Raw genomic sequence first — 24741 nt, 5'->3', positions numbered from 1 at the left:
CCTCCCCGGACGCCATGCGCGCCGCCGAGACCGACCACGGCGACGCCGTCGACCGGACGGCCGAGTGGCAGCGGCTGCGCGAGCGGCACCTGGAGGCAGGCCCGGGCCGGCGCATGTCCTCCGCCCGGGGCGTGCACCACGTCGCGCTGATCTCCGGCGACCTCGAGCGGACCATCGAGTTCTACTCGGGCCTGCTCGAGTTCCCGCTCGTCGAGCTGTTCGAGAACCGCGACTACCGCGGTTCCACCCACTTCTTCTTCGACATCGGCTCCGGCAACACCCTCGCCTTCTTCGACTTCCCCGGGCTCGACCTCGGGCCGTACGCCGAGGTGCTCGGCGGCCTCCACCACCTCGCCATCTCCGTCGACCCCCTCCGGTGGGAGCGCCTCAAGGGCAAGCTCGACGATGCCGGCATCGAGTACCAGCACGAGAGCGGCTCCTCGTTGTACTTCCGCGGTCCCGATGGCGAGCGCCTCGAGCTCATCTCGGACCCGCTCGGCGAGATGTACGGCGAGGTCATCGGCTGAGCCTCCGCCCGACGTCGAGTCGGGGTGCGTGCCCGCCTCGTTAGCGTGCCCGCCATGTCCGACGAGAAGCCGACCGACGACGACGCCACCACGCCGAAGCTGCCGAAGGGCGCCACCACCGCTGCGGCGTGGACGACCCCCGACGGGGGCAGCCTGCCCTACACGGCCGAGGCCACGTGGATGGCCCTCCGCGATGACGACGACGAGCCGATCGCCGACATCTTCTCGGTCTCCTACCTCGTCGACGACGCCGGGCCAGCCCGCCCGGTCACCTTCGTGTTCAACGGCGGTCCCGGCGCGTCGTCGGCCTACCTGCACGTCGGTGCCCTCGGCCCGCGACGCGTCGGCTTCGACGAGCGCGGCATGCCGCTCGCGCCGCCGACCGCGCTCGTCGACAACGACGAGTCGTGGCTGGCCTTCACCGACCTCGTCTTCGTCGACCCCGTCGGCACCGGCTGGAGCCGCATCGTCAAGGACGACGCGGCGAAGGGCGGCGGGAAGGACGTCGACGGCGGCAAGGGCAAGGGCAAGGACGCCGAGGACGGCCGCGACCCGAAGGCGTTCTTCGGCGTGAACAAGGACCTGGACTCCCTCACCGAGCTGATGGCCCGATGGCTGTCGGGCCACGACCGGTGGGCGTCGCCGGTGTTCGTGGCCGGCGAGTCCTACGGCGGGTTCCGGGCCGCCAAGCTCGCCCGCCTCGCCAACGAGCGGGGCATCGGGTTGAACGGGACGATCCTCATCTCCCCGGCCCTGGAGTTCGCGCTGCTCGACCCCTCCGACTACGACGTCCTCCCGTGGGTCGACCTGGTGCCCACCATGGCGCTGGCCGCCCACCACCACGGCCGCAGCCGGGCCTTCCCGTCCGACGCCACGCCGGGTGCGGTCCGCCAGGCCGCGGAGGACTTCGCCACCGGCCCCTACGCCACCGCCCTCATCCGGGGTGCCTCGATGCCCCCGGCCGAGCGGGCCGAGGTCGTGACCCGGATGGCCGACCTGCTCGGCCTGCCCGAGGAGGTCGTCGACCAGCACGAGTGCCGGATCTCGATCACCCGGTTCGCGCGGGAGCTGCTGCGCGACGAGGGCACGGTCATCGGCCTCTACGACGCCACCGCCACCGGGCGGGACCCCTTCCCCGACCGGGACGGCATGGCCTGGCCCGACCCGACGCTGAGCGGCATCGAGCGGGTGTTCAACGCCGGCATCAACGCCCGGCTCCGCACCGAGCTCGGCGTGCGCACCGACCGCGAGTACCACCTGCTCTCGATGGCGGTGAACAAGGACTGGAAGATCGACTTCGACCAGCACGCCCTCGAGAGCCAGGTCGGTGCCACCGACGACCTGCGCTACGGCATGGCGCTCAACCCGCACATGAAGGTGTTCCTCACCCACGGCCTCTACGACATGGTCACGCCGTACTTCGCGTCCGAGCGCATCCGGAACCTGCTGCGGCTCGACGAGGCGACGGCCGCATCGCTCACCGTGGCGCACTTCGCCGGCGGGCACATGTTCTACGCCTGGGAGGACAGCCGCACCGCGTTCCGCGACGCCATCGCCGAGTTCTACGCCGGCGCCCTCGGCTGACCGGTCAGGGCAGCGGCTTCTCGAAGAACCGCTGCGCGTACGGGTTGTCGTTGTAGCGCTCGACCTCGGCGTACCCGGACCCCTCGTACAGGGCGATCGCCTCGGTGAGCTCCCCGTTGGTGTCGAGGCGCACGAGCCGGTGCCCGAGGGCGGCGCTGCGGGCCTCGAGCTCGGTCAGCAGCCGTCGTCCCAGGCCCTGGCCGCGCACGTCGCCGGCCACCCACATGCGCTTGATCTCGCCGACGCCGTCGCCGATCGTCTGGACGCCGCCGCAGGCCACGACCCGGTCGTCCTGGCGGGCGATCAGGAAGGCGCCGGCCGGAGCAGCGAGGGCGTCGGCGTCGCCGGTTCGGGCGTCGCCGGCATCGAACCCGGTGGGGAAGCGCCGGTCGAGCTCGTCGACATATGCCGCCATCGCCGCCTGGGCATCGGGCGCGTGCGGATGGACCTCCTCGAAGCGCACCGGGGACCGATTCGTCGGCGATTCGTCGCGACGAATCGCCGACGAATCGTCGCCCAGGGACGCCAGCCGCTCCGTGGCCAGCTTCACCATCGGCACCAGGCGGTAGGGGTCGGGCCAGACGGCAGTGCGGATCCCGGCGGCGGCGATCGGCTCGGCGCACACGGGCCCGACGCACACCGGGAGCACGATGCCGTCGTTGCAGGCGGCGACGAGCTCGTCGAGGACGCCCTCCTCAGCGGCGACCTCGAGCAGGAACCGCACGGCGGGCTGGCTGGTGAAGGTGACGGCATCCACGCCGCGGCGGGCGATGCGGTGGGCCAGGTCGCGGACGGGGGCCTCGTCGTCAGGCCGGCGCCAGCGGTACACGGGCACCTCGGTGACCTGGTCGGCCATGGCCACCAGCTCGGCGGTGGAGGGGTGGTCCTCCGGGTCGAAGAGCTGGACGACGACGGACGCGCCGGCGATGCCGTCCTGCGCTTCCAGCCACGCCACGACCTCTGGCATGGACTCGCCCGGCGCCCGCCACCGGACCTCGAGGCCCCGCTGGCGGCAGGCGGACTGCGCCTTCGGACCCCGGGCCACGACCAGGCTGGTGCCGAGGGCGCGGATCAGCGCGTCACCGAGATCCCAGGCGTCGGCCGCCTCGAACCAGAGGCGCATGCCGAACCCGGTGGTGGCCACCACCCAGTCGGGCGGGTCGGCGATGACGGCCTCGGTGGTGGCCCGAAGCGCGGCGTCGCCGGTGAGATCGACGGTGTGGACCGTGGTGGCCACGACCACCTCGGCGCCGCGCTTGCGGAACAGGTCCGCCTGCTCCTCGGCGCGGCGCTCCGCGGTCACGGCCACGGTGCGGCCGGTGAGGTCGACCGCCACGGTCGGGTCTCAGCCCACCTGGGCGACGAAGTCCCGCAGCCCGTCGAGGCCGAGGCCACCCGCGTTGCGGTCGACGATGTTGCCGTCCCCGTCGACCAGCACCAGGTACGGGTAGGAGGTCAGGCCGAACGCGCTGGCTGCCGTGCCGTTCTCGTCGTCGAGCAGGACGCGACCGGTCCAGCCCTCGCTGTCGATCCACGGGCCGGGCGGGTAGTTGGGGGCGGACTCGTCGGTGCCGGTGAGGACCACGACGGCGTCGAGCTCGTCGAGGTCGCCCGACTCGGCCAGCTCCACCAGCTCGGGCAGCTCGGCCTGGCAGTGCGGGCACCAGTGGGCCATGAAGGCGATCAGGGTCGGCTGGTCGAACCCGACGGCGGTGCCCTGGCCGGCCGGCGAGACCCCTTCGAGGGTGGGTGCCGCCGTGCCGACGGCCGGGTCGTCGCCGCCCTCGGGCAGCGGCGGCAGCTGGGCGCCGGTGGCGGAGATGCCGGCGGTGGCCAGCAGCTGGCCCCCGTCGACGCCGCCCTCCGCGCCGTCGTCCCCGCCGCTCGAGGCGAGCAGGGCGATGCCGACCGCGACGACGAGGATCACGCCGAGGACGATGAAGGGCGTGTAGGACCGGCGACTGGCGACCGGTCCGCCCGGGCGCGGACGCTGCTTGGTGGTGCTCATGGGGTGGGTCCTCCGACGGGGGTGCTCGACTGGAGATCGTAGGGGTGCGGCTCGTCGTCCCGGCCGCGGCGGTCCGTGCGGTCGACCAGCAGCGCCAGTCCGACGAGGACGAGCGTCACCGTGGCCAGGCGCGGGATCGTGAAGAAGCCGATGCCCTCCACCCAGCGCACGGTGCACGGGACGGCGGCGTCGCACGCGCCGGTGTCGAGGTCCGGGAACGTCTCGATGGCCACGTGCCAAAGGTTGACGACCAGGCCGAGGCCGACGAGGACCAGCCCGGCGAGGCGGAGGTCGGGGCTGCCGTGGCGGCGCAGGGCCCGGATCCCCAGGACGACCACCAGCGGGTAGATGGCGATGCGCTGGTACCAGCACAGCTCGCACGGGGGGAAGCCGGCCGACTCGGAGAACCACAGGCTCCCACCGGTGGCGATGGCGGCGACGAGCCAGGCGCTGATCCGGCCGTGCTGGTCGACGAGCTCGCGCACCAGCTCACGGGTCGGTCGGTGGACGGCCGCGGCGATGCCGGCGAGCGCCACCCCGACCACGGCCATGGCGGCCATCGCACCGAACACGTCGGCCACCTGGGTTGCGTCCATTCCGTGCTCCGGTCGGGGGGAAGCGGGCACGATGACGATTGCACCGGTGCGACACGGTCGACAACCGACCAAAGTCACGAATGATCGGTCAGACTCGGGGTCACACGACCGAACGGGGGAACCGGTGGACCTGTACCAGGCGATGAGCACGCAGCGGACGGTCCGACGTCTGCGACCGGACCCGATCCCCGACGACGTGCTCGAGCGGGTGCTGCAAGCGGCGTGCTGGGCGCCGACCGGCGGGAACCAGCAGCCGTGGCGGGTCGTCGTCGTCACCGATGACGAGGGCAAGTCCGGTCTCCAGGCGATCTACCAGCCGGAGTGGGACCGCTACGTCGCCGGCTTCATGGCGCGCCTCGAGGGCCTCCCGGACGAGCAGCTCGAACCGTGGCGCAAGATCGCCGCCGCCGGCGACCACCTCGCGCAGCACCTGGCCGAGGCGCCCGCGATCCTGGTCTTCTGCGCCGATCCGTCGCAGATGGCGATCACCGACGCCCGGCTCGACCGGATCAGCATCGTCGGCGGCGGCTCGGTCTACCCGGCGGTGCAGAACCTGCTGCTGGCGTGCGTGGCCGAGGGCCTCGGCTGCGCGATCACCACGTTGCACTGCCGCCGCGAGGACGACGTGCGAGCCCTCCTCGACATCCCCGACGGGTGGGCCACGGCCGCGATGGTGCCCATCGGCTACCCGGTCCTCGGAGGGCACGGGCCCATCACCCGGCAGCCGCCGTCCCGCCTCGCCCACCGGGACCGCTTCGGCGCCCCGTGGCCCGGCGTCAGCTGACGACGATGATGAAGGTGCGCGAGAAGCTGTTGGTGTAGGGGCTCTCGCACCCGTCGGCGAGGTGGGTGGCGATGTTGCCGCCGATGGTCACCTCGTGCTCGCCGGGCGTCTCGAACACGATGGTCCGCTGGAGCGAGATGCGCTCCCGGCTCGGTGCCGGCGGGTCGTGGGGGCCCGTGCGGTCGCAGGCGGTCGCCAGGACCTCGCAGCTCGAGGTGTTGACGACGGCCGGGTCGGTGACGAACCAGTTGAGGCACGCCCCCTCGGCATCGGGTCCGGCCGGGTCGATGTAGTCCACCGCGAAGGTCACCGGTTCGCCGGCGGTGGCGGTGACGGGCGTGGACACGGCGTAGACCTCGACGTCGTAGTCGCCGGGTTGCGGGTCCCAGGAGAAGTCGCCGCAGGACGGGTCGGTGCTGTTGCGGCACACCGTGGTGGGCGGTGCCGTCGGGGCCGGCGCGCTCGTCGTCGGCGGGGCCGTCGGCGCCGGCGTGGGTGTGGGCGTGGCCGGTGCCGGGGCGGCCGGTGCCGGCGCGGCGGTGGTGACCGGCGTGTCGGCATCGGGATCGGCGTCGGCGTCGGCGTCGACGTCGGGGTCGCGCTCGGTCGTCTCGCCGAGCACCTCGGGGGCCTCGCTGGTGGTGGTGGTCGTGGGGCGCGGCGGGACGCGCCGGGTGGCCTCCGTGGTGCTGGTCGACCCGTCGACGTCGACGAAGGATCGCTCGTCGTCGCCGCCGATGTTGCTCATCACGGTGACGGTCAGCAGCGACAGCGCGGCGACCACCGCGACCGCGGCCACCACGGGGACAGAGGCGCGCCAGCGTTGGGAGAGCACGCAGGAAGTGTACGCGGCCGTGTCAGGTCTTCAGGCCAGGGGGCGCCGATCCGGTGGCCGCCTCCCAGCCCGCCGCGGCGGCGCGCTGGCTGATCACCCGGGCGAGGCCGGCGCCCACGCCCGCTGCGATGCCCCACTGCACGGCGGTCGACCAGGCGACGCGCCGGTCGGCCGGGTTGAACGGTGGCCCGGTGGCGTCGTCGCCGGCGGGCCACAGGGCCTGGAGCAGCTTGCGGGTGGCGATGGCGCCGACCACGGCGCTCACCTTGGACAGGGCGGCCCAGCGGACGCGTTCAGAGCGGGTGTCAGCCATGGCAGGGCCCTACCCAGCTCCCGCCCCGGCCGCCACGAATGCCGACTCGTCACTCTATGACGGTATTGCCCCACATTGCGTAGTGAGTTACGCTTCTGGCGGGCGGCGGTTCGGGTATCAGGGATGGATGGACGTGCCAGCACGACGCGACGAGGGGCGAACGCTCAGCGCTTCGACCCCGGTCGAGGGCGCGGCACCGATCGCGATCATCGACTTCCTCGCGAACGCCGAGTCCGTCGTCGCCCGCCTCGGCACGAACACCTGCGTGTCGGACTGGGTGCTGGCCCGCTACCTCGGCGACGAGTGGATCGTGCTGGCCGGGCACGGGGGCCACGGGTTCCGGCCCGGCGACGTGTTGGACCACCCGGTCGGAGCCGGTGCGCACCTGGCCACGCTCGCGTCGCTGTGGGCCGACGAGGTGGTGGTCGATCTCACCGAGGGCAACGTCGAACCGCTCCGAGGTCAGCGGCCGGCCGAGGTGCCCGACTTCCCCGGACTCGTCGCGTTCCCGCTCTGGGGTGGCGACGGCCTGTTCGGGGCGATCTGCGCGCTGCCCGCCGACGCCCGGGAGGAGGCCGCGCTGCGCGACGACGAGTCCATGGTCCGCCTCACGGTGGAGCTGCTCACGTCCGTGCTCGGCCTCGACCTCGACCGCAGCCGCCTGCAGCGGCGCCTCGATGCGGCGGAGAGCGCAGCGCTCAGCGATCCCATGACCGGTCTCGGCAACCGCCGCGCCTTCGAGCGCGCCGTGGACCGCGAGGAGGCCCGCTGCGCCCGGTTCGGGCACCGGGCGGGGATCGTCGTCCTCGACCTCGACGGCTTGAAGGCCATGAACGACACCTGGGGCCACGGTGCGGGCGACGACCTGATCCGCCGGGCCGGTGAGACGATCCGCGAGACCCTCCGCTCCGCGGATCAGGCGTTCCGCATCGGTGGCGACGAGTTCGCCCTGCTGCTGCCCGAGGTCACCGCCGACGGCCTCGCCGGCCTGCAACAGCGCCTGACAGAGGCGCTGGCCGCCGCCGGCGTCGCCGCCTCCGTCGGCTGCGCAGTCCGCCAGCCGGCCGGCAGCCTCCACGCCAGCGTGCGGGCCGCCGACGGCCAGATGTACGAGCGCAAGCGAGCCCGGGCCGCCGCATCCGGGCGCAGCGCCCGTCGCCTCCCGAGCTGATCGCGCCGCGCCGCTGGCCCTCGCGCCGGTTGTAACCCTCGGTAATTGACCGGCGGGTCAGGCAGGATTCTCCCGCCGGCACGACGAACGAGGCACCAGTGAATCGGTGCACCGGGGGATGGTGCGCCGACGTGTGCTTGGGGGAAGGCATGTCGAGCGAAGGGCGACCACTGGTCACGAAGATCGGTCCGTTGGGGGTGGTCGCGGCCACGTGGGTGGTGATCGCCGTGCTCTTCCCCACCACGGAGCCGGAGGCCGTCGTGGCGGGCGGGCCCGGTGGCACCGGCACGCTGGAGCTGGCCGACGGTGCGGCCGGGCCCTCGACCGGCGGGCGGACGGCGACGTCGGCCGCATCCGGCGGCGGGGCGACCGCCACGACCGGCGACGTCGGGGTGGAGGGCGCCGGCGCTGGGGCCGTCGACGCCGGCGGGGCGCCGGAGGGAGCGCCGGCGCCGGCAGCAGCCGGGGCGCCCGCAGCCGGGGCCTCGGGAACCACGGTCGGTGGGCTGCCGTGCGAGCCGGGGGTGCGCCAGATCCCTGTCTCCACCTACGCCGTGCCCTGCGTGCCGGCCTGGTCCGGCGACAACGGCGGTGCCACGGCCCGGGGCGTGACCGCCGAGGAGATCGTGATCGTCGAGCGGGTCTTCCCCGAGACGGCGAACAGCCAGGCGGTGGGTGCGGTCACCGAGCAGGCCGGCGCAGCGTCCGACGAGGAGCAGGACGCCGTCTTCGAGGTGTTCAAGCAGTACCTGAACGACCACTACGAGCTGTACGGCCGCACGGTCCGCTGGATCCGCTACGAGAGCCGCTTCGGCAGCTCCACCGACGAGGCCCAGAGCAAGGGGCGGGAGGCCGCCTGCCTCGACGCCGGCGTGGTGGCCGACGAGCTCGGCGCCTTCGCGGTCGTGGGGACGCGGGCCGCGCCGGTCAGCGGACCGTTCGCCGAGTGCGCGGCGCAGCGGGGGGTGGCGGTGCTCAACGGCGCCGCCTACTTCCCGGAGCGCTTCTACGCCGCCCTCCACCCCTACGTCTGGGCCTTCACGATGGAGTGCGAGCGCATCTCGTACCAGGTGGCCGAGTACATCGGGAAGCGCCTGGTGGGCAAGCCGGCGAAGTGGGCGGGGGACCCGCTGCTCGCCGCCAAGGACCGCACGTTCGCCACCTACGTGCCGAACAACGACGAGTACCAGCACTGCGTCGACATCACCGAGCGGGTCGGCCAGGAGCAGTACGGCATCCCGCCGAGCTCCCGGTACAACTACACCCTCGACGTCAGCCGGTTCCCGGACGAGGCCGCCCGGGGCGTGGTGCAGTTCAAGGCCGACGGCGCCACCACGGTGGTGATGGCCTGCGACCCGATCTCGGCCATCTTCCTCACCCAGAGCGCCAGCTCCCAGGCGTACCACCCCGAGTGGTTCCTGATCGGCACTGCGCTGCAGGACACCGACCTGTTCGGCCAGCTCTACGACCAGGACCAGGCCGACGGCCACATGTTCGGCATGAGCCAGCTCGGCGCCACCTCCAAGATCGTCGGGCCCGACAGCGAGCCGGGCCGGCTCTACGAGCTGATCACTGGTCAGCGCATGGTCGAGGGCGCCTCCGGTGGCTACAGCGGGCTCATCCTCACCTACAACTTCCTCCAGGCCGCGGGCCCGGCGCTCAGCGCCGAGGCCATCGCCGCCGGGGCGCGGACCATCCCGCCGGGGGGCGCACCCGACTTCTCGCTCGGGTACTGGTCCTTCGCCGACGGCCCGGACGGCACGCCCGGCGCCGGTGACCACACCGCGGTGGACGACTCCCGGGAGATCTACTGGACCCGGTCGAAGGTGTCACCCGAGAACGGGACGCCTGGCACGTTCGTGGAGACCTACGGCGGCCAGCGGTTCCGCAACGGCGAGTGGCCCGCCGAAGACCCGCCGATCTACCCGGGGGCCTGACGTGGGTTCCTTCCTCGACCTCCCCGTCCCGGAACGGCTGCGCCCGCTGGTGGGCGTCGGCGCCGTCCTCGTCCTGTGGGGCGTGCTGGCCCGCCTCATGGATCGGGGTCTGCCCATCGGCATCGTCATCCGGGGCGCGGTGTTCGGCTCGCTCGTCGCCCTCCTCGCCATCGGGGTGGTGCTCGTCTACCGGGCCAACCGCATCGTCAACTTCGCCCAGGCCGAGCTGGGGTCGGTGGCGGCGGTGCTGGCCATCCAGTTCAAGCTGGTCTGGGGCTGGAACTACTTCGTCGCCGTGGCCGTGGCCCTCGTGCTCGCCGGGGCGATGGGCGGGCTCATCGACCGGCTCGTGATCCGCCGGTTCCACCGGGCCCCGCGCCTGATCCTCACCGTGGCCACCATCGGCCTGGCCCAGATCCTCAACGCCCTGTCGATCATCATCCCGCTGATGATCGGCGGGCTCGCCGCCGGCACCTTCGCCACGCCGTTCGCGTTCCGCTTCGACGTGCACCCCCAGGTGTTCGGCGGCGATCACGTCATGGTGATGGCGGTCGTGCCGCTGGTGATGCTGGGCCTGGTCTGGTTCCTGCGCTTCACCGACTACGGCGTCGCCATCCGGGCCGCGGCCGAGAACGGCGACCGGGCCAACCTCGTCGGCATCCCGGTCAAGCGTCTGTCCACGCTGGTGTGGACCCTGGCCGGGTTCCTGTCGGCGACGGCGGTGATCCTGCGGGTGCCGCTCGTCGGCTTCGCCTCGTTCCAGTCCGTGTCCGGCGCGGGGAACGCGCTGCTGCTGCGCACGCTGGCCGCCGCCGTGCTCGGGCGGATGGAGAGCCTGCCCCGCACGGTCGTGGCCGCCATCGGCATCGGGATCTTCCAGGAGGCCGCCGCCTGGCAGTACTCCGACACCGACTTCGTCGACGCCCTGCTCGTCGGCGTCATCCTCATCGGGCTGCTGCTCCAGAAGGACTTCTTCTCCCGGGCGGCCGAGACCGGCATCTCGACCTGGAAGGCGGTCCGGGAGATCCGGCCCGTCCCCGCCGAGCTGCGTGACCTGCCCGAGGTCCGCTGGGCCGGCTTCGGCCTCACCACCCTGCTCACCGTCGGGGTCATCACCCTGCCCCTGTGGGCGAGCCCGAGCCAGGAGCAGGCCGCTGCGCTGGTGGCGATCTACGCCATCGTGGCCCTCTCGCTGTTCGTGCTCACCGGGTGGGCCGGCCACATCAGCCTCGGGCAGTTCGCGTTCGTCGGCTTCGGTGGCGCGGCCTGCGGCGTCCTCTACGGGCGTCACGGCTGGGACCTGATGCTCGCCGTCCCGGCCGGGGTGGTGTTCGCCGCCGGCGCCGCGGTGCTGGTCGGCCTGCCCGCCCTGCGCATCCGCGGGCTGTTCCTCGCCGTCACCACCTTGGCGTTCGCGGTCACGGCCGAGACGTTCCTCCTCGAGGACCGCTACGTGCCCTGGCTGATCGAGACCCGCCTCGACCAGCCGGTCCTGTGGGGCCGCTTCCCGCTGTCGGAGGGCTGGCAGCAGTACTTCCTGTGCCTGATCGGCCTGCTCGCCGCCGTCGTCGCCGTCCGCAACCTGCGCGCCGGTCGGATGGGACGGGCGATCATCGCGGTGCGCGACAACGAGGCCAACGCCGAGGCCGCGGGCATCGACACCACCCGGGTGAAGCTCGCCGCGTTCGCCATCTCCGGTGGGTTGGCTGGCTTCGCCGGCGGCCTCTACGTCATCAACCAGCAGGGGCTGTTCAGCGACGCGTTCGGTGCTGCGGTGTCGATCCGCATGTTCTCCATGGTCGTCATCGGCGGCCTCGGGTCGCTGCCGGGCGCGATCCTCGGCGCCGTCTACGTCCGCGGTGCCGAGTTCTTCCTGCCCCCGGAGTACGAGCTGCTCGCCAGCGGCTTCGGCATCCTGCTGCTGCTCATGTTCCTGCCCGAGGGCCTCGGCGGCCTCGTCTACCGCGGGCGCGACGCCTACCTGCGCCGGGTCGCCCGCAAGCACGGGCTGGTCGTGCCGAGCCTGCTGGCCGACGAGCGGGTCGAGGACCCCCGGGACCAGCCCACCGTGGACGTGATGATCGCCGAGGGCGACGTCGTGCTCGTCGAACCGGGCCCCACGGAACCGCAGCGCCGACCCGAGGAGGTCCGGACGTGACCACGGCCGACCCGGCCACCACCCGCACCCGGTCCCGCCGGCGCGAGCCCCTCCGTGCCGCCGGTCGGGAGGACCAGCCCCGGGACCCGGTGCTGGTGGAGGAGCCAGCCGTCGCCGCACCGGTGGATCCGCCCGTCGAGGTGCCGCCACCCGTCCCGCCCGACCCCGACGCCGTCTTCGACCTGGTGCCGCCTCCCGCACCCGTCGAGGCCGGCCGCAGCCGGTGGGACATCCGCCGGGTCACCGGCACGGCGCCGGCGCTGCCGCTGCTCGTGCTCTTCGGGCTCAACGCCGTCGACGAGCTGGACCGCACCGCGTTCGGCGTGCTGGCCCCCGACATCCGCGACCACTTCGGCATGTCCAACCAGGGCATCCTCTCGCTGATCACCGCGTTCTCGCTCGTGGTGCTGGTGCTGGGCCTGCCCATCGCCCACCAGGCTGACCGCCGCAACCGCCTCGGCATGGCCCGGGGCGGGGCCGTCGCCTGGGCCGGGTTCTCCGTGCTCACCGGCGTGGCGCCCGCCATCGGCGTGCTGCTGCTCGCCCGCATCGGCTCCGGGGTGGGCAAGGCGGTGAACGACCCGACGCACAACAGCCTGTTGGCCGACTACTACCCGCCGGACACCCGCGCACGCGTGTACTACCTGCACAAGATGGCCAACACGGTCGGCCAGATCGCCGGGCCGGTCACCGCCGGCGTGCTCGCCACCCTGTTCACCTGGCGCACGCCGTTCCTGGTGTTCGCCGTGCCCACCGTCGTCCTGGTCGTGATCTCGCTGCGGCTGGTGGAGCCCTCCCGCGGGGTGTGGGACCGGCGTGCCGCCGGTGCCGACGACGCCACGGTCGAGATCGAGGAGGAGCCGCTCCCCTTCAAGGAGGCGTGGCGGACCCTCTGGGCGATCCGCAGCCTGCGGCGCGTCTTCTACGCGCTGCCCTTCCTCTCGGCCAGCCTCATCGGCCTCGCCGCGCTGCTCTCGCTGTTCTGGGAGGAGGTCTACGGGCTCTCCCCGGCCGAGCGCGGCGTGCTCGAGTCCGCCTCCGAGGCCTTCCAGCTCGTCGGCATCGCGGTCGGGGCGGTCGTGGTGCAGCGCGCGCTCACCAAGGACCCGTCCCACGTGGTGAAGCTGCTCGCCGGTGCCGGCTTCATCGCCGGCGGCGCCATCGCCGCGATGGCGCTGTCGCCGGTGTTCCTCGGTTCGGTGGTGGCCCGGGTGGTGTTCGCCATCCTCGCCGTCGCCCTCATCCCCGGGATCTACGCCGTCGGGTCGCTGGTGCTGCCAGCCCGCTGCCGCGCCCTCGGGTTCTCGGCGGCCGGCATCTTCGCCCTCCCCGGCATCCTGTTCCTCCCCGTCGCCGGGGCCATCGGCGACGCCCACGGCCTGCGCGCCGGGATGCTCGTGCTCATCCCCGTGTACCTCCTCGGCTCGGTGGTCCTGGCCTCGTCCGGGCTGTTCGTCAACGCCGACATCGAGACCAACCGGCGGTCGGCGAAGGCGGCGGCGAACCGGCCACAGGCGCGGTCGCTCGGGGCGGCCGTCATGGACCGGTCCCTCGACGACCCGACCACGGTCGAGCGCCCCGTGCCGCTGCTGCGAGTCGAGGGCGTCGATGCCTCCTACGGCCAGACCCAGGTGCTCTTCGGCGTCGACCTCGAGGTGGCCGAGGGCGAGATCGTCGCCCTCCTCGGTACCAACGGCGCCGGCAAGTCCACCGTCCTGAAGGCGGTGTCGGGCCTGCTGGCCAAGGACGAGGGCCGGGTGGTGTTCGACGGCGAGGACATCAGCGGCCTCGACGCCAACGCCACCGCAGCCATGGGCATCGCCCAGGTGCCGGGCGGGCGCGGCGTGTTCCCCGGCCTGACCGTGGCCGAGAACCTGCGGGCCTCGGCGTGGATGTTCCGCAGCGACAAGGCCCACGTGGCGTGGGCCACCGAGCGATCCCTCGAGCTGTTCCCCCGCCTGCGCGAGCGCCTGCACACGCCGGCAGGGGCGCTGTCCGGCGGCGAGCAGCAGATGCTGTCGCTGTCGCAGGCCTTCGTCGCCAAGCCCAAGCTGCTCATGATCGACGAGCTGTCCCTCGGGCTCGCCCCGACCATCGTCGAGCGCCTGCTCGAGATCGTCCGGGAGATCCACCGGGAGGGGACCACGATCATCCTGGTGGAGCAGTCGGTGCACACCGCCCTCCGCCTGGCCGACCGGGCCGTGTTCATGGAGAAGGGCGAGGTCCGCTTCGAGGGCTCCACCGCCGAGCTGCTCGAGCGCACCGACATCCTCCGGGCCGTCTACCTGAAGGGCTCGGGCGCCAAGGAGACCTCGGACCCCGTGCCCGCCACCCCCCGGCGCCCCTCGGCCGAGGTCCTCGAGGCACCGCCCGTGCTCGAGGTCCACGGCCTCACCAAGCGCTACGGCGGCGTGGCCGCGGTGAGCGATGTGTCCTTCACGCTCCACCAGGGCCAGGTGCTCGGCCTCATCGGACCCAACGGTGCCGGCAAGACCACCATCTTCGACCTCGTGTCCGGGTTCCAGGCCCTCGACGGTGGCCGGGTTCGCCTGTTCGACCGCGACATCACGGCCTGGCCGGCGCATGCCCGCGCCCGTGCCGGCCTGGGCCGCATGTTCCAGGACGCTCGGCTGTTCGGTTCGCTCACCGTCCGCGAGGCGATCGCCGTGTCCCTCGAGCGCCAGGTCGAGGTCGGTGATCCGCTGTCGTCGATGCTCGGCATGCCCGGCGCCCGGGCGAGCGAAGCGCGGCTGGGCCTGCGGGTGGAGGAGCTCATCGAGCTGGTCGGCCTGGGGTCGTTCCGCGACAAGTTCGTCGACGAGCTGTCCACCGGCTCGCGGCGGATGGTGGAGATCGCCGCCCTGCTCGGCATCGGCCCCAGGGTGCTGCTGCTCGACGAGCCGTCGTCGGGCATCGCCCAGAAGGAGGCCGAGGCGCTCGGCCCGATCCTGCTCGACGTCCAGCGCGAGCTCGACGCCTCCATCCTCATCATCGAGCACTCCATGCCGCTGCTCACCTCGATCGCCGACCACCTCGTGGCCCTCGACAGCGGCACCTACCTCACCGAGGGCGAGCCGGACGCGGTGCTCACCCACCCGGCCGTTGCCGAGTCCTACCTCGGCGGCGCCGAGGTCGACGCCGACGGCTGGGCCAACACGGACGGGAGCGGCGCCGGGTGACCGCCCTCGCGCTCCGCAGCGCCGTTCCGGGCCACCGCACGAGGTCCCGCTGGGCCGTGGGCGGGGCCCTGGCCGCGACGGTGGCTGGTGGGGCGCTGCTGCTCGTGCCCACGGCCGACGATGGGGACCCCCCTCGAACTGGCAGTGCGGGTGTTGCGCTCGACCACGAGATCACCTACCGGACGACCTTCGCCGACGGCACCGTCGTGGAGGAGGAGGTGGCGATCAGCCGCCCGTTCCGCTCTGCCGTCCGCTCGGGGGGGACGGGACGGGTGAGCGACGCCGGCGTCCTCGCCACCGCCGGTGGGGACGGGCGGTGGCTCGCCATCGAGGTGCCGATCGCCCCGGCCAGCGGTGATGTCCGCATCGACGCCGTGCTCGACGACGCCGTGGCCGCGGGTCACGTCGAACCCGGCGCCACTCGACGGGTCGCCGGCATGGCGTGCCGCGACCACCGCTTCGGTGGACCGGTCTCGGCCGGCGTGCTGACGCCCGTCGGCGCCGTGCCCGGTGAGCACGCCGATGTGTGCATCGCGGACGGCGCGCTGGTCCTGCGGGAGCGCTGGGTCGTCGACGGCGAGGTGCGCCGCACCCGCGAGGCCACCTCGGTCGCGGTCCGGACGATCGACGACGACCGGTTCGCGGTCCCGTCCGACGCCCGCCCGCTGCCGTTCGAGCAGGGCGGCGGCTCGACGAGAGCGGTCGCCGGCGACCACGATGCCGGCTTCGCCGAGCACTGGGCCCTGGTCGCGCCGGCCGGCTTCGACCACGTCGGCCGCTGGGTGGTCGCGCCGCCCTCGCCCCAGGGTCTTGAGGCCGGCGAGGTGCGCGGTCCCGAGGTCGCCCTCGTCTCCGACGCCTGGGTGCGGGGCGTCGATCTGCTGGTGCTCGACCAGGGGGCGACCATGCCCGGCGTGGCCCCGCCGTGGGACGAACGGCCCGTCACGTCCCGACAGGACCTCGGGCGCATCGGCACGGCCGAGGTGGCGTGGGACCTCCGGGCCAGCGAGGTCCGCGTGCTGCGACCGGACGGCGGCTTCGTCCGCGTCGCCGGCACGCTCCCGCCCGACGAGCTCATCGCCATCGCCAGGACGCTCACCCGAACGCCGCCAGGAGGCGCACCGTGAACGACGACGAGATGTACGTCCACCGGCCCGGGATCGTGGTCGCCCGCGAGCACGTCTGGCGCTACCCGCGGCACTACGCCGCGCTCGGCCTCTTCCTCGTGGCCATGCTCCTCGTGCCGACCGTCGGGCCCCGGGACCTCGCCGACCTGGCATCGAGCTCCTCGCCCGCCGGTGCGACCGCGCCCGAGGACGTGCTGCCGCTGACGCCGCCGTCGACGGCATCGGCTGCCCCCGCCGCGCCCCCGTCGACCGCGGCCCGTGCCGTCGCCGACGCCTTCGGCATCGACACCGACACCGCGGCTGCGGTCATCGACGGCGCCGGGGGTTCGACGCCACCCCCGCCCCCCTCCTCCGGGGGCGAGGAGCCCGCCCCCGCTCCGGCCCCGGACGACGCCGAGGACGCCGGTCCTGCCGGCGTCCCGCTGCCCTCGCCTCCGGCCGTGCCCGTGCCCCCCGTGCCCGACGAGGTGCAGCCGCTGCTGGCTGCGGTCGGCCCGCTCACGGACCAGGGGTGCTCGGGCCTCGGGCTCGCCGCCGTCGTGGTGGCCGTGGTCGGCACCGCCGCCCAGGACGTGCCCGTCGGGCAGGTCCTCCCGTACCTGGCGCCGGTGTACTCGGCCTGCGCCACGTTCCCGCCGCCCGCCGGCGAAGCGACGGTCTGCGAGCTCGATCGGGCCGCCCACGATGCCGGATACCCCACCGACGTCAGCGGGCTGATGAAGACCCCGAACGCCATCGGCACGGGCGTGGACGTCCTGTACGGCATCGAGGCGGCGATCGAGGCCTACACCGGGCAGTCTCCCGAGCTCGTTGCCGGCATCGCCGACCAGCTCGGCTGCTCCGCCTGACGCTGCGGCTCAGCGGCCGCCACGTCGGTGGCCGCCACCGAAGGCAGGTCGGTCGCCCTCGAGGTGGTCCGAGGCACGCTCGGTGGCCTCGGCGAGCACCTCGTCGGCCCGCTCCCGGGTCATCTCGCCAGCCTCGACCCGCTCCTCCAGCCGGATCCCGAGGTCGGCGACCACGGCGTCGACCACGGTCTGGATGTCGATGCCCCGGGCCTCGGCGATCTCCGTGACGGTCTGCCCGTCGGCGAGGGCCGCGTGCAGCTCGTCCTGGGTCAGGCCGAGCGCCTCGGCGACGACACCTCGGCCGAGGTGCCGGAGCCCGCGCGGCCCCCGATCGGGCCGAGCATCGCGGAGGGCGGCCTCGACCGCGTCGGCTTGCTCCTGGGTGATGGTCTCCTCGCCCACCAGGTCGGCGAGCGCGTCCTGGACCCAGCCGGCGCCGCGCACGGCACCGTCGAACGCGGGGGTGGTGGGGTCGGTGGCACCGGCGACGCCCGGTGCCCCGATGGCGACTCCCGCGAGCCCGCCGGCGGCGAGCGATGCGGCCATGGCCGCTGCTGCGAAGGTCTTGTGCATGATCGGTCTCCTTGTCGGACGACCCCGGCGCTCGGGGCCTGATCGAAGCATCCGCCCCCGGGCTGTGAACCACCCGTGAACCGGGGACGAAGAGGCACAGAGTCCGCCGTGGGGTTCCCAGCGCGTTCACAGCCGGCTCCCAGGTCCATGGGGGATGCTTGGTGGCATGGCCGGAGAGAAGCTGCTGCTCGTGGACGACGAGGAGAACCTGCGCTCGATGCTGACCGCGGCGCTCCGCCACCACGGCTTCGAGGTCGTCGCCGTCGCCGACGGGCGGGAGGCCCTCGCCGCCGTGCCCACAGCGCGGCCGGATCTGGTCGTGCTCGACGTGATGCTGCCCGACGTCGACGGCTTCGAGGTCTGCCGGCGGCTGCGCGCCGACGGGGACCACACCCCGGTGCTCTTCCTCACCGCCCGGGACGGGACCGAGGACAAGGTGCGGGGGCTGACGCTCGGCGGTGACGACTACCTGGTGAAGCCGTTCAGCCTGGAGGAGCTCGTCGCCCGGACCCAGGCCCTGCTGCGCCGGGCCGGCCTCGCCAAGCCCGACGACTCGGTGCTGCGCTGCGCCGACCTGCGCATGGACGACGACGCGCATCGCGTGCAGCGGGCCGGCCTCGAGGTCGCCCTCTCGCCCACGGAGTACAACCTGCTGCGCTACCTGCTGATCAACCAGGGCCGGGTGGTGTCCAAGGCCCAGATCCTGGACCACGTGTGGCACTACGACTTCGACGGCGAGGGCGGCGTGGTCGAGACCTACATCGGCTACCTCCGCCGCAAGGTCGACGACGTCGAACCGAAGCTGATCCACACCATCCGCGGCGTGGGCTACACGCTCCGGGAGTCGTGACCCGATGACGCTGCGCGCCCGGGTCCTCACGGCGCTGGCGCTCGTCGCGCTCGCCCTCGTGGCCGTGCTGGCCTTCGTCACCCGCACGACGGAGGCCAAGCTGCTCGACCAGGTCGACGAGCAGCTGGACGACGCGGTGCAGCCGGTGCGCGAGGGCGGGTTCGGCGACGGCCGCATCGGCCCGCCCCGTCGCGGTGACCTGTCGTCGCTGTTCGTGGCGCTCGTGCGCGACGACGCGGTCGTCACGGTGCTCACGCCGGGGCTGCGGGGCGCCGACCTCGCGCTGCCCGAGGTGTCCGCCGGGGAGGTCCAGGCCGCGGTCGAGTCCGGGACGAACCTCACGGTGGGCAGCGGCGGCGACGACCTCCGCTGGCGGCTGCGACCGGTGGCGGTCCGGGCCGGTGGGGCGATCACGGTCATCGGCCTCCCGCTCGACGCGGTCGACGACGCCGTCCGCAACCTGGTGGTGGTGAGCGGCCTCGGGGCGCTGGTCATCCTCGCCGCTCTCGCCCTCGTGGCCGTGTGGGTGATCCGACTCGGGGTCCGGCCGGTGCAGCAGATGACCGAGGTGGCCGCGGCGATCGCCGGCGGCGACCTCACCCGGCGGGTGCCCGAGGCCGCGCCCGGCACCGAGGTCGGCGAGCTCGGCGTGGCCCTCAACGCGATGCTCGGGAGCATCGAGACCAGCTTCGCCGAGCGGCAGCGGGCCGAGGACCGGCTCCGGCAGTTCGTGGCCGACGCCTCCCACGAGCTGCGCACGCCGGTCGCCACGATCCGCGGCTACGCCGAGCTGCACCGCGCCGGCGCGCTGCGGGAGCCTGCCGCCCTCGACGACGCCATGCGCCGCACCGAGCAGGAGGCCATCCGCATGGGCGGGCTGGTCGACGACCTGCTCGCGCTGGCTCGCCTCGACCAGGGTCGGCCGCTGGAGCTCGTCGACGTGGACCTGGCCGCCATCGCCCGGGATGCCGTGGTCGATGCTCGCGCCGTCGACCCGGACCGCACGATCACGGCCCGGGCCGAGGGGCCAGTCGTGGTGCGCGCCGAGGAGGCCAAGGTCCGCCAGGTGGTCGCCAACCTGGTCGGCAACGCCCTCGCGCACACCCCGTCGAGCGCGGCCGTGACGGTCACGGTCGACGCCGGCGCCGGGCAGGGGCGGTTGTCCGTCGCCGACACCGGCCCCGGCATGGCACCGGAGGTCGCTGACCGCGCCTTCGAGCGCTTCTACCGGGCGGACCGGTCCCGGTCCCGGCACCGGGGTGGCAGCGGGCTCGGCCTCGCGATCGTCGACGCCACCGTCCGCGCCCACGGGGGCGAGGTCCACCTCGAGAGCGCACCGGGGTCGGGCACGAACGTCACGTTCACGCTGCCCTCAGCGGAGGGCTGACGTCAGCGGGTGGGGTCCACGAGGTACTTCTCCCCGGTGGCCTGGCGCCCGTAGACGGACACGGCCTCGGCGCTCAGAGCCTCCTCGAGCGACACCGTCGCCGTGTAGCTGCTGGCGAAGGTGGTCGTGATCTCGGCGGCGACCCGCTCGCGCAGCTGCTGGGCGCGCTCGGGTCCGACCCGATCGAGGAAGTACGGCAGCAGCCAGCCACCCACGGCCCATGCCATCCCGTAGGAGCGGTCGAGCTCGGTCTTGGACCGGTCGAGGCCGCCGTAGATGTACACCTGCTTGTGGCGGGTCGAGCCGTAGCGGCCACCGCCGCCCTCCTTGCGGTTCTGGACGACCTCCATGGCCGAGAGGATGTCGCTGGCGAGGGTGCCGCCGCCGGTGGCGTCGAAGCCGATGGTGGCGTCGGTCTCGGCGACCGCCTCGGTGAGGCGCTCCCGGAAGTCGTCGTCGCTGGAGTTGCACACGTGCGTGGCGCCGAGGGAGCGCAGCAGGTCCACGTGCTCCTGGCGGCGCACGATGTTCACCAGCGGCACGCCGTCGGACAGGCACAGCTTCACCAGCATCTGGCCCAGGTTCGACGCGGCGGCGGTGTGCACCAGGGCGGTGTGGCCCTCGAGGCGCATCGTCTCGACCATGCCGAGCGTGGTGAGCGGGTTCACGAAGCAGGACGCCCCCTCCGCGGCGGACACGCCGTCGGGCAGGACGAGGCACTGGTCGGCCGGGGCCAGTCGCATCTCGGCGTACATCGCGCCGCCCAAGGTGGCGACGGTCTTGCCGAGCAGCGCCTGCGCGGCGTCGGAGGAGCCGGCGGCGACGACGGTGCCGGCGCCCTCGTTGCCGATCGGGACGGGCACGCCGACGCGCGCCTGCACCATCGAGCGGAAGCGCTCCGGGATCTCGGCGGTGATCGTGCGGTCGGTGCCGTCTCCGGACTGCTGGACGGTGCGCAGGTCGGCCGGGCCGAACATCGGTCCGAGGTCCGACGGGTTGATCGGCGCGGCCTCGACGCGGATGACGACCTGGTCCTCGCGCGGCTCGGGGATGTCGACCTCCTCGATCGACAGCACGATCGTGCCGTCGTCGGTGACCGTCGAGTGGAGCTGGCGTGGCATGTGTGGTGTGGCCTTCCGTGGGAGGAGCGGGAGGCCACTGTGTCACCCGCCGGAGCGCGCCTGCATGAGGCCGTGGATCGGCGGTCCGAGCTCCTCGGCCGCGAGCCACGCCTCGGGCGGCTGCTGCCGCGGCCCAGATCAGCCCAGGGTCACGACCATCGTGGTGGCAGCCGCCAGGACGACGAGGTTCACGATGCCGCCGACCCGGACGAAGTCGCCGAAGCGGTAGTTGCCTGGGCCGTAGACCATGGCGTTGGTCTGGTAGCCGATCGGGGTCAGGAACGACGACGAGGCCACCACCGCCACGCCCACCGCCATGACGCGCAGGTCGAGGTCGACCGCCTCCGCGGCCCGGATCGCGATGGGGACGACGACCGCTGCAGCTGCGTTGTTGGTGACGATCTCGGTGAGCAGGCTCGTCGTCACGAGGATCCCGAGCACGACGCCGACGACGCCGAGGAAGCCGAGCCCGTCGGTGGCGACGTCGGCGAGGTCCTGGGCCAGGCCGCTGGACTCGACCGCGGACCCGATGCCGAGGGCGGCGGCGATCATGACGATGACGTCGAGGTCGATCGAGCGCTTGGCTTCGGCGAAGCTGACGACCCTTGCGCCCACGACGACGCCGGCGGCGACCAGGGCGGCTTCGAAGACCGTGGTGAGCTCGAAGCCGGCGCACACGACGAAGACGGCGAGGGCCAGCGCCACCCAGCGGGCCTTGCGGCCGATCACGGGCACGGCGTGCTGCAGCGGGGCGATGACGAGGAAGTCCTCCATCGCTCGCCGGGCGGTGCGCAGGTCGCTGCTCGCCAGCAGCACGAGCGTGTCGCCGGCGTGGAGCTCGACGTCGCCGAGCTTGCCCTCGACCCGCGTCCCCGAGCGGTGGATGGCGACGACGGCGGCCCGGTAGCCCGTGCGCCCGCCGACCTCCTTGAGCGTGCGACCGACCAGGTCGGATTCCCGGCCGATGACGGCCTCGAAGTACAGCGGCTCGCGAGCGCCATCGAGCACGTCGGCCTGCTCGGGCGGCGGTCGGAGGCCGGCTCGGGCCCGGAGGTCGAGCACGTCGGTGACGTCCCCCACGAAGATCAGCAGGTCGTCGGCCTCGAGCAGCTCGTCCGGGCTCACGGGGCCGAGGTGGCGGTCGTTGCGGACGATGTCGGCGAGGTAGACGCCGGAGAGGCTGCGGAGCCCGGCATCGGTGATCGACGTGCCGACGAGCGCACCGCCGGGTTCGACCTCGAGGTGCAGGGCGTACTCGCGGAGCGCGGAGACGGCTTCGAGGGCGGGGTCGGACCGATCCGGCAGCAGGCGGGTCGCCGCGCCGATCAGCACCGCCAGGCCGACGACGGCCACCGGGAGTCCGACCGGGGTGAGCTCGAACAGGCTGAACGGCTCGTAGCCCTGCTGCTCGAGCACGCCCGACACCACGAGGTTCGTCGACGTGCCGATGAGGGTGACCGTGCCGCCGAGGATGGCGGCGAAGGAGAGCGGCATCAAGAAGCGCGACACCGGCAGCCGCTTGCTGCGGGCCCAGCTGGCCACCTCCGGCAGGAGCATGGCGACCATCGGCGTGTTGTTGAAGACCGACGAGAGGCCGGCGACGGGGAGGCAGAGCCGGGCCATGGACGAGCGGCCGCCGTCACCGCCGAGCACCCGTCCGGTGATGCCGGCGAGCAGGCCCGTCCGCCGAGCGCCGGCCGCGACCACGTACAGGGCGGCCACGGTCAGCGGGGCCTGGTTGGCGAACCCGGCGAAGCCGGCCTCCGGCTCGATGACGTCACCGAGGACGAGGACGGCGAGGCCGCCGAGCAGCACGCCGGACGGCGGGAACCGGTCCGATGCCAGCAGGCCGAACATGCCCACCAGGACGGCCAACGTCGCCAGCGCGTCTCCGGACATCGGCGGCACCGTAGTGGTCGGGGATCGGGGCGCCGGCAGACCGTGCCGGCCTCAGCGGGTCAGGGACGGACCTCGGTGAGCCACCCGCCCGGATCGGCGCGGACCCCGGTCTGCACCTCGCGCAGGGCGTCCCGCAGCCGGACGGCGTGGGGACCCACCTGCCCGGTCCCGACGTCGATCCGCTCCCCGTCGAGGACCAGCTGGCCGACGGGCGACAGCGCCGCCGCCGTGCCCGACAGGGCCGCCTCGGCATCGGGTCGAGCCGCCCACGCCACCAGGTCCTCGACGGTGACCGGGCGCTCCTCGACCTCGTAGCCGAGGTCGGCGCCGATGTGCAGGAGCGAGTCCCGGGTCACCCCGTGGAGGAACGCATCGGTGAGCTCGGGCGTCACGATCCGCTCGCCGTCGATCAGGAGGAAGTTCGATGCGCCCGTCTCCTCGACGCGGCCGCCGGGCGCGAACAGCACCTGGTCGGCGCCGAGCTCGGCGTTGGCTCGCCTGGTCGTCCCGAGCGCCATCGCGTAGTTCGCACCGGTCTTGACCACTCCGAACTGGGGTGTCGTGCGGGGCTGGCCGGAGACGGCGACCACGAGCGCCCGGAGCCCGCCGGCGAAGTAGTCGCCGACCGGGCTGGCCAGCACGTAGAGGAGGGCGTCGTCGCTCGGTCGGGCGGCGGAGCCGATGTTGGCGTCGACGCCGATGAGGATCGGCCGGAGGTAGAGCGAGCCCGGTGGCTCGGGCACCTGGTCGAGCCCGGCGCGGACGGCATCGACGATCATCCCCGTGAGCAGGTCCGCCGGCGGGACCGGGAGCACGAGCACCTCGGCGGATCGCTGCATGCGGGCCACGTGCCGGTCGAGGCGGAACACCCGCACCGTCCCGTCGGCGCCGCGGTGCGCCTTCAGCCCCTCGAAGCAGGCGCTGCCGTAGTGCAGGACGTGGGCGGCGGGGTGGAGCGCCAGCGGCTGCAGCGGGTCGAGGCGCGCCTCGCCCCAGCGGCCGCCGACGAAGTCCGCCACCGGCATCTGATCCACGAAGCTGGCCCCGAACGCGGCGGCGGTCGTCGGTCCGGCGGTGTCGGTGGTGGGGGAGGGGTTCGTGGCCATGGCAGCAGTGTCGCGGAGCGGGCCCGGTCGGTCGTGACCACTTCCGCTCGGCCCGACCCGGGAGACGTCAGACGTCGCCCCGAGCGACCTTCTCCGCGTACTCGTCGGCGCCGATGGTGCCGGCTTCGGCTTCGGCCCGGCCCCGGTCGCGCCCGGGCAGGACGTCCTGCAGGAGGTCGATGCGCTTCCACGTCGCGAGCGGCACGTTGCCCTCCTCGTCGGGCAGGTGGTGGGTGGCGTCCGGGACGGCCCGCTTCGGGATGTACCGGCCGCAGTTCACGAACGACTGCGTGACCGTCGCCCGGACCACGAGGTCGGCCCCCGGGTGGCTGTCGAGCAGTGCGCCCTCGGTGACCAGCTCGGCCTCGGCGTGGATCCGGACCCGGTGCGGGGTCTCGAAGTCGATGAACAGCAGACCGATGCGCCCCTGACCGGCGATGTTGCCCATCGAGAGGTACATGCCGTTGCCGTCGTAGCTCGGGAACACGAGGGTCGTGTCGTCGACGACCCGGACGAACCCCGGGGCTCCGCCCTTGTAGGACACCGTCGGCTGGCCCTCGCCGTCCACGGTGCTGAGGAAGAAGAAGGCGCGGGACTCGATGAACGCCTTCGCGGCTTCGTCGATCACGGGCATGACCGTGACCGCCTCCAGCGTGTCGGCCAGGGCCCGGCTGTCGAAGCGGTCCTGGAGCTCCCGGTGCTCGTCTCCGTACATGCTGGACATGGGTTCTCCCCGCT

21 protein-coding genes are annotated in these 24741 nt (G+C 73.3%); 11 read left to right on the top strand and 10 right to left on the bottom strand.

From position 1 onward, the window contains the following. Positions 1 to 14: 14 nt before the first annotated feature. Positions 15 to 527 carry a VOC family protein gene (locus RGQ06_RS05015; RefSeq protein ID WP_432427724.1) on the top strand — a complete coding sequence of 171 codons (513 nt, stop codon included), beginning with the start codon at positions 15 to 17 and terminating at the stop codon, positions 525 to 527. Positions 528 to 581: 54 nt separating this feature from the next. Further along, complete coding sequence (locus tag RGQ06_RS05010; RefSeq protein ID WP_432427661.1) at positions 582 to 2111, top strand: S10 family peptidase; 1530 nt, start codon at positions 582 to 584, stop codon at positions 2109 to 2111. Between the two features lie 4 nt (positions 2112 to 2115). Here RGQ06_RS05010 and RGQ06_RS05005 read toward each other — a convergent pair whose 3' ends face one another. From RGQ06_RS05005 to RGQ06_RS04995, 3 genes are read right to left on the bottom strand one after another with little or no spacing between them, the layout of a single operon-like run. Next, positions 2116 to 3447: a GNAT family N-acetyltransferase gene (locus RGQ06_RS05005; protein WP_432427662.1), complete on the bottom strand. Its 1332-nt coding sequence runs from the start codon at positions 3445 to 3447 to the stop codon at positions 2116 to 2118. Between the two features lie 9 nt (positions 3448 to 3456). Continuing rightward, a complete protein-coding gene (locus RGQ06_RS05000; protein WP_432427663.1) occupies positions 3457 to 4119 on the bottom strand; it encodes a TlpA family protein disulfide reductase in 663 nt (220 codons plus the stop codon). After that, positions 4116 to 4715, bottom strand: coding sequence for a disulfide bond formation protein B (locus RGQ06_RS04995; protein ID WP_432427664.1), 600 nt, complete (start codon positions 4713 to 4715; stop codon positions 4116 to 4118). The genes RGQ06_RS05000 and RGQ06_RS04995 overlap by 4 nt, the downstream gene beginning before the upstream one ends. A 124-nt stretch (positions 4716 to 4839) precedes the next feature. On the opposite strand from RGQ06_RS04995, the gene RGQ06_RS04990 reads away from it, so the two are divergent. Next, a complete protein-coding gene (locus tag RGQ06_RS04990) occupies positions 4840 to 5499 on the top strand; it encodes a nitroreductase family protein (RefSeq protein ID WP_432427665.1) in 660 nt (219 codons plus the stop codon). On the opposite strand, the gene RGQ06_RS04985 is transcribed toward RGQ06_RS04990, so the two are convergent. Beyond that, complete coding sequence (locus RGQ06_RS04985) at positions 5492 to 6334, bottom strand: hypothetical protein (RefSeq protein ID WP_432427666.1); 843 nt, start codon at positions 6332 to 6334, stop codon at positions 5492 to 5494. The two genes, RGQ06_RS04990 and RGQ06_RS04985, sit on opposite strands and share 8 nt — an antisense overlap. A gap of 22 nt (positions 6335 to 6356) precedes the next feature. Beyond that, entirely contained in the window at positions 6357 to 6647 is a 291-nt protein-coding gene (locus tag RGQ06_RS04980; RefSeq protein WP_432427667.1) for a DUF4235 domain-containing protein, read from the bottom strand. A gap of 133 nt (positions 6648 to 6780) precedes the next feature. Here RGQ06_RS04980 and RGQ06_RS04975 point away from each other — a divergent pair, with 133 nt between their 5' ends. From RGQ06_RS04975 to RGQ06_RS04950, 6 genes are all read left to right on the top strand, one after another. Next, entirely contained in the window at positions 6781 to 7818 is a 1038-nt protein-coding gene (locus RGQ06_RS04975; RefSeq protein WP_432427668.1) for a GGDEF domain-containing protein, read from the top strand. Between the two features lie 191 nt (positions 7819 to 8009). After that, complete coding sequence (locus tag RGQ06_RS04970) at positions 8010 to 9755, top strand: hypothetical protein (protein WP_432427669.1); 1746 nt, start codon at positions 8010 to 8012, stop codon at positions 9753 to 9755. Between the two features lies 1 nt (position 9756). Continuing rightward, the gene (locus tag RGQ06_RS04965; RefSeq protein WP_432427670.1) at positions 9757 to 11913 is read left to right on the top strand and encodes an ABC transporter permease; all 2157 of its coding nucleotides are present in this window, start codon (positions 9757 to 9759) and stop codon (positions 11911 to 11913) included. Further along, the gene (locus RGQ06_RS04960; RefSeq protein ID WP_432427671.1) at positions 11910 to 15092 is read left to right on the top strand and encodes an MFS transporter; all 3183 of its coding nucleotides are present in this window, start codon (positions 11910 to 11912) and stop codon (positions 15090 to 15092) included. The genes RGQ06_RS04965 and RGQ06_RS04960 overlap by 4 nt, the downstream gene beginning before the upstream one ends. Then, positions 15089 to 16219, top strand: a complete 1131-nt coding sequence (locus RGQ06_RS04955) for a hypothetical protein (protein WP_432427672.1) — start codon at positions 15089 to 15091, stop codon at positions 16217 to 16219. Before RGQ06_RS04960 ends, RGQ06_RS04955 begins: the two co-directional genes overlap by 4 nt. After that, positions 16216 to 17067: a hypothetical protein gene (locus tag RGQ06_RS04950; RefSeq protein ID WP_432427673.1), complete on the top strand. Its 852-nt coding sequence runs from the start codon at positions 16216 to 16218 to the stop codon at positions 17065 to 17067. Before RGQ06_RS04955 ends, RGQ06_RS04950 begins: the two co-directional genes overlap by 4 nt. A gap of 9 nt (positions 17068 to 17076) precedes the next feature. On the opposite strand, the gene RGQ06_RS04945 is transcribed toward RGQ06_RS04950, so the two are convergent. Beyond that, entirely contained in the window at positions 17077 to 17640 is a 564-nt protein-coding gene (locus RGQ06_RS04945) for a hypothetical protein (protein ID WP_432427674.1), read from the bottom strand. A 166-nt stretch (positions 17641 to 17806) separates the two neighbouring features. On the opposite strand from RGQ06_RS04945, the gene RGQ06_RS04940 reads away from it, so the two are divergent. Both RGQ06_RS04940 and RGQ06_RS04935 read left to right on the top strand, forming a co-directional pair. Beyond that, positions 17807 to 18490 (top strand): response regulator transcription factor, encoded by a 684-nt coding sequence (locus tag RGQ06_RS04940; RefSeq protein WP_432427675.1) that lies wholly within the window; start codon positions 17807 to 17809, stop codon positions 18488 to 18490. Between the two features lie 4 nt (positions 18491 to 18494). Then, entirely contained in the window at positions 18495 to 19877 is a 1383-nt protein-coding gene (locus tag RGQ06_RS04935; protein WP_432427676.1) for a sensor histidine kinase, read from the top strand. 2 nt (positions 19878 to 19879) lie between these two features. Here the strand turns inward: RGQ06_RS04935 and RGQ06_RS04930 are convergent, their stop codons facing one another. From RGQ06_RS04930 to RGQ06_RS04915, 4 genes are all read right to left on the bottom strand, one after another. Continuing rightward, positions 19880 to 20998 carry a zinc-binding dehydrogenase gene (locus RGQ06_RS04930; RefSeq protein WP_432427677.1) on the bottom strand — a complete coding sequence of 373 codons (1119 nt, stop codon included), beginning with the start codon at positions 20996 to 20998 and terminating at the stop codon, positions 19880 to 19882. Between the two features lie 138 nt (positions 20999 to 21136). Next, complete coding sequence (locus RGQ06_RS04925) at positions 21137 to 22897, bottom strand: SLC13 family permease (RefSeq protein WP_432427678.1); 1761 nt, start codon at positions 22895 to 22897, stop codon at positions 21137 to 21139. A 59-nt stretch (positions 22898 to 22956) separates the two neighbouring features. Continuing rightward, the gene (locus tag RGQ06_RS04920) at positions 22957 to 24003 is read right to left on the bottom strand and encodes a branched-chain amino acid aminotransferase (RefSeq protein ID WP_432427679.1); all 1047 of its coding nucleotides are present in this window, start codon (positions 24001 to 24003) and stop codon (positions 22957 to 22959) included. A gap of 67 nt (positions 24004 to 24070) precedes the next feature. Then, positions 24071 to 24727, bottom strand: coding sequence for a pyridoxamine 5'-phosphate oxidase family protein (locus tag RGQ06_RS04915; protein WP_432427680.1), 657 nt, complete (start codon positions 24725 to 24727; stop codon positions 24071 to 24073). Positions 24728 to 24741: the final 14 nt, after the last annotated feature.

The sequence above is a fragment of the Salinilacustrithrix flava genome, assembly GCF_041228405.1.
Lineage (GTDB): Bacteria > Actinomycetota > Acidimicrobiia > Acidimicrobiales > Salinilacustritrichaceae > Salinilacustrithrix > Salinilacustrithrix flava.
The sequence above is the reverse complement of the archived record's forward strand: the minus strand, read 5'-3'. Positions and strand labels throughout refer to the sequence as shown.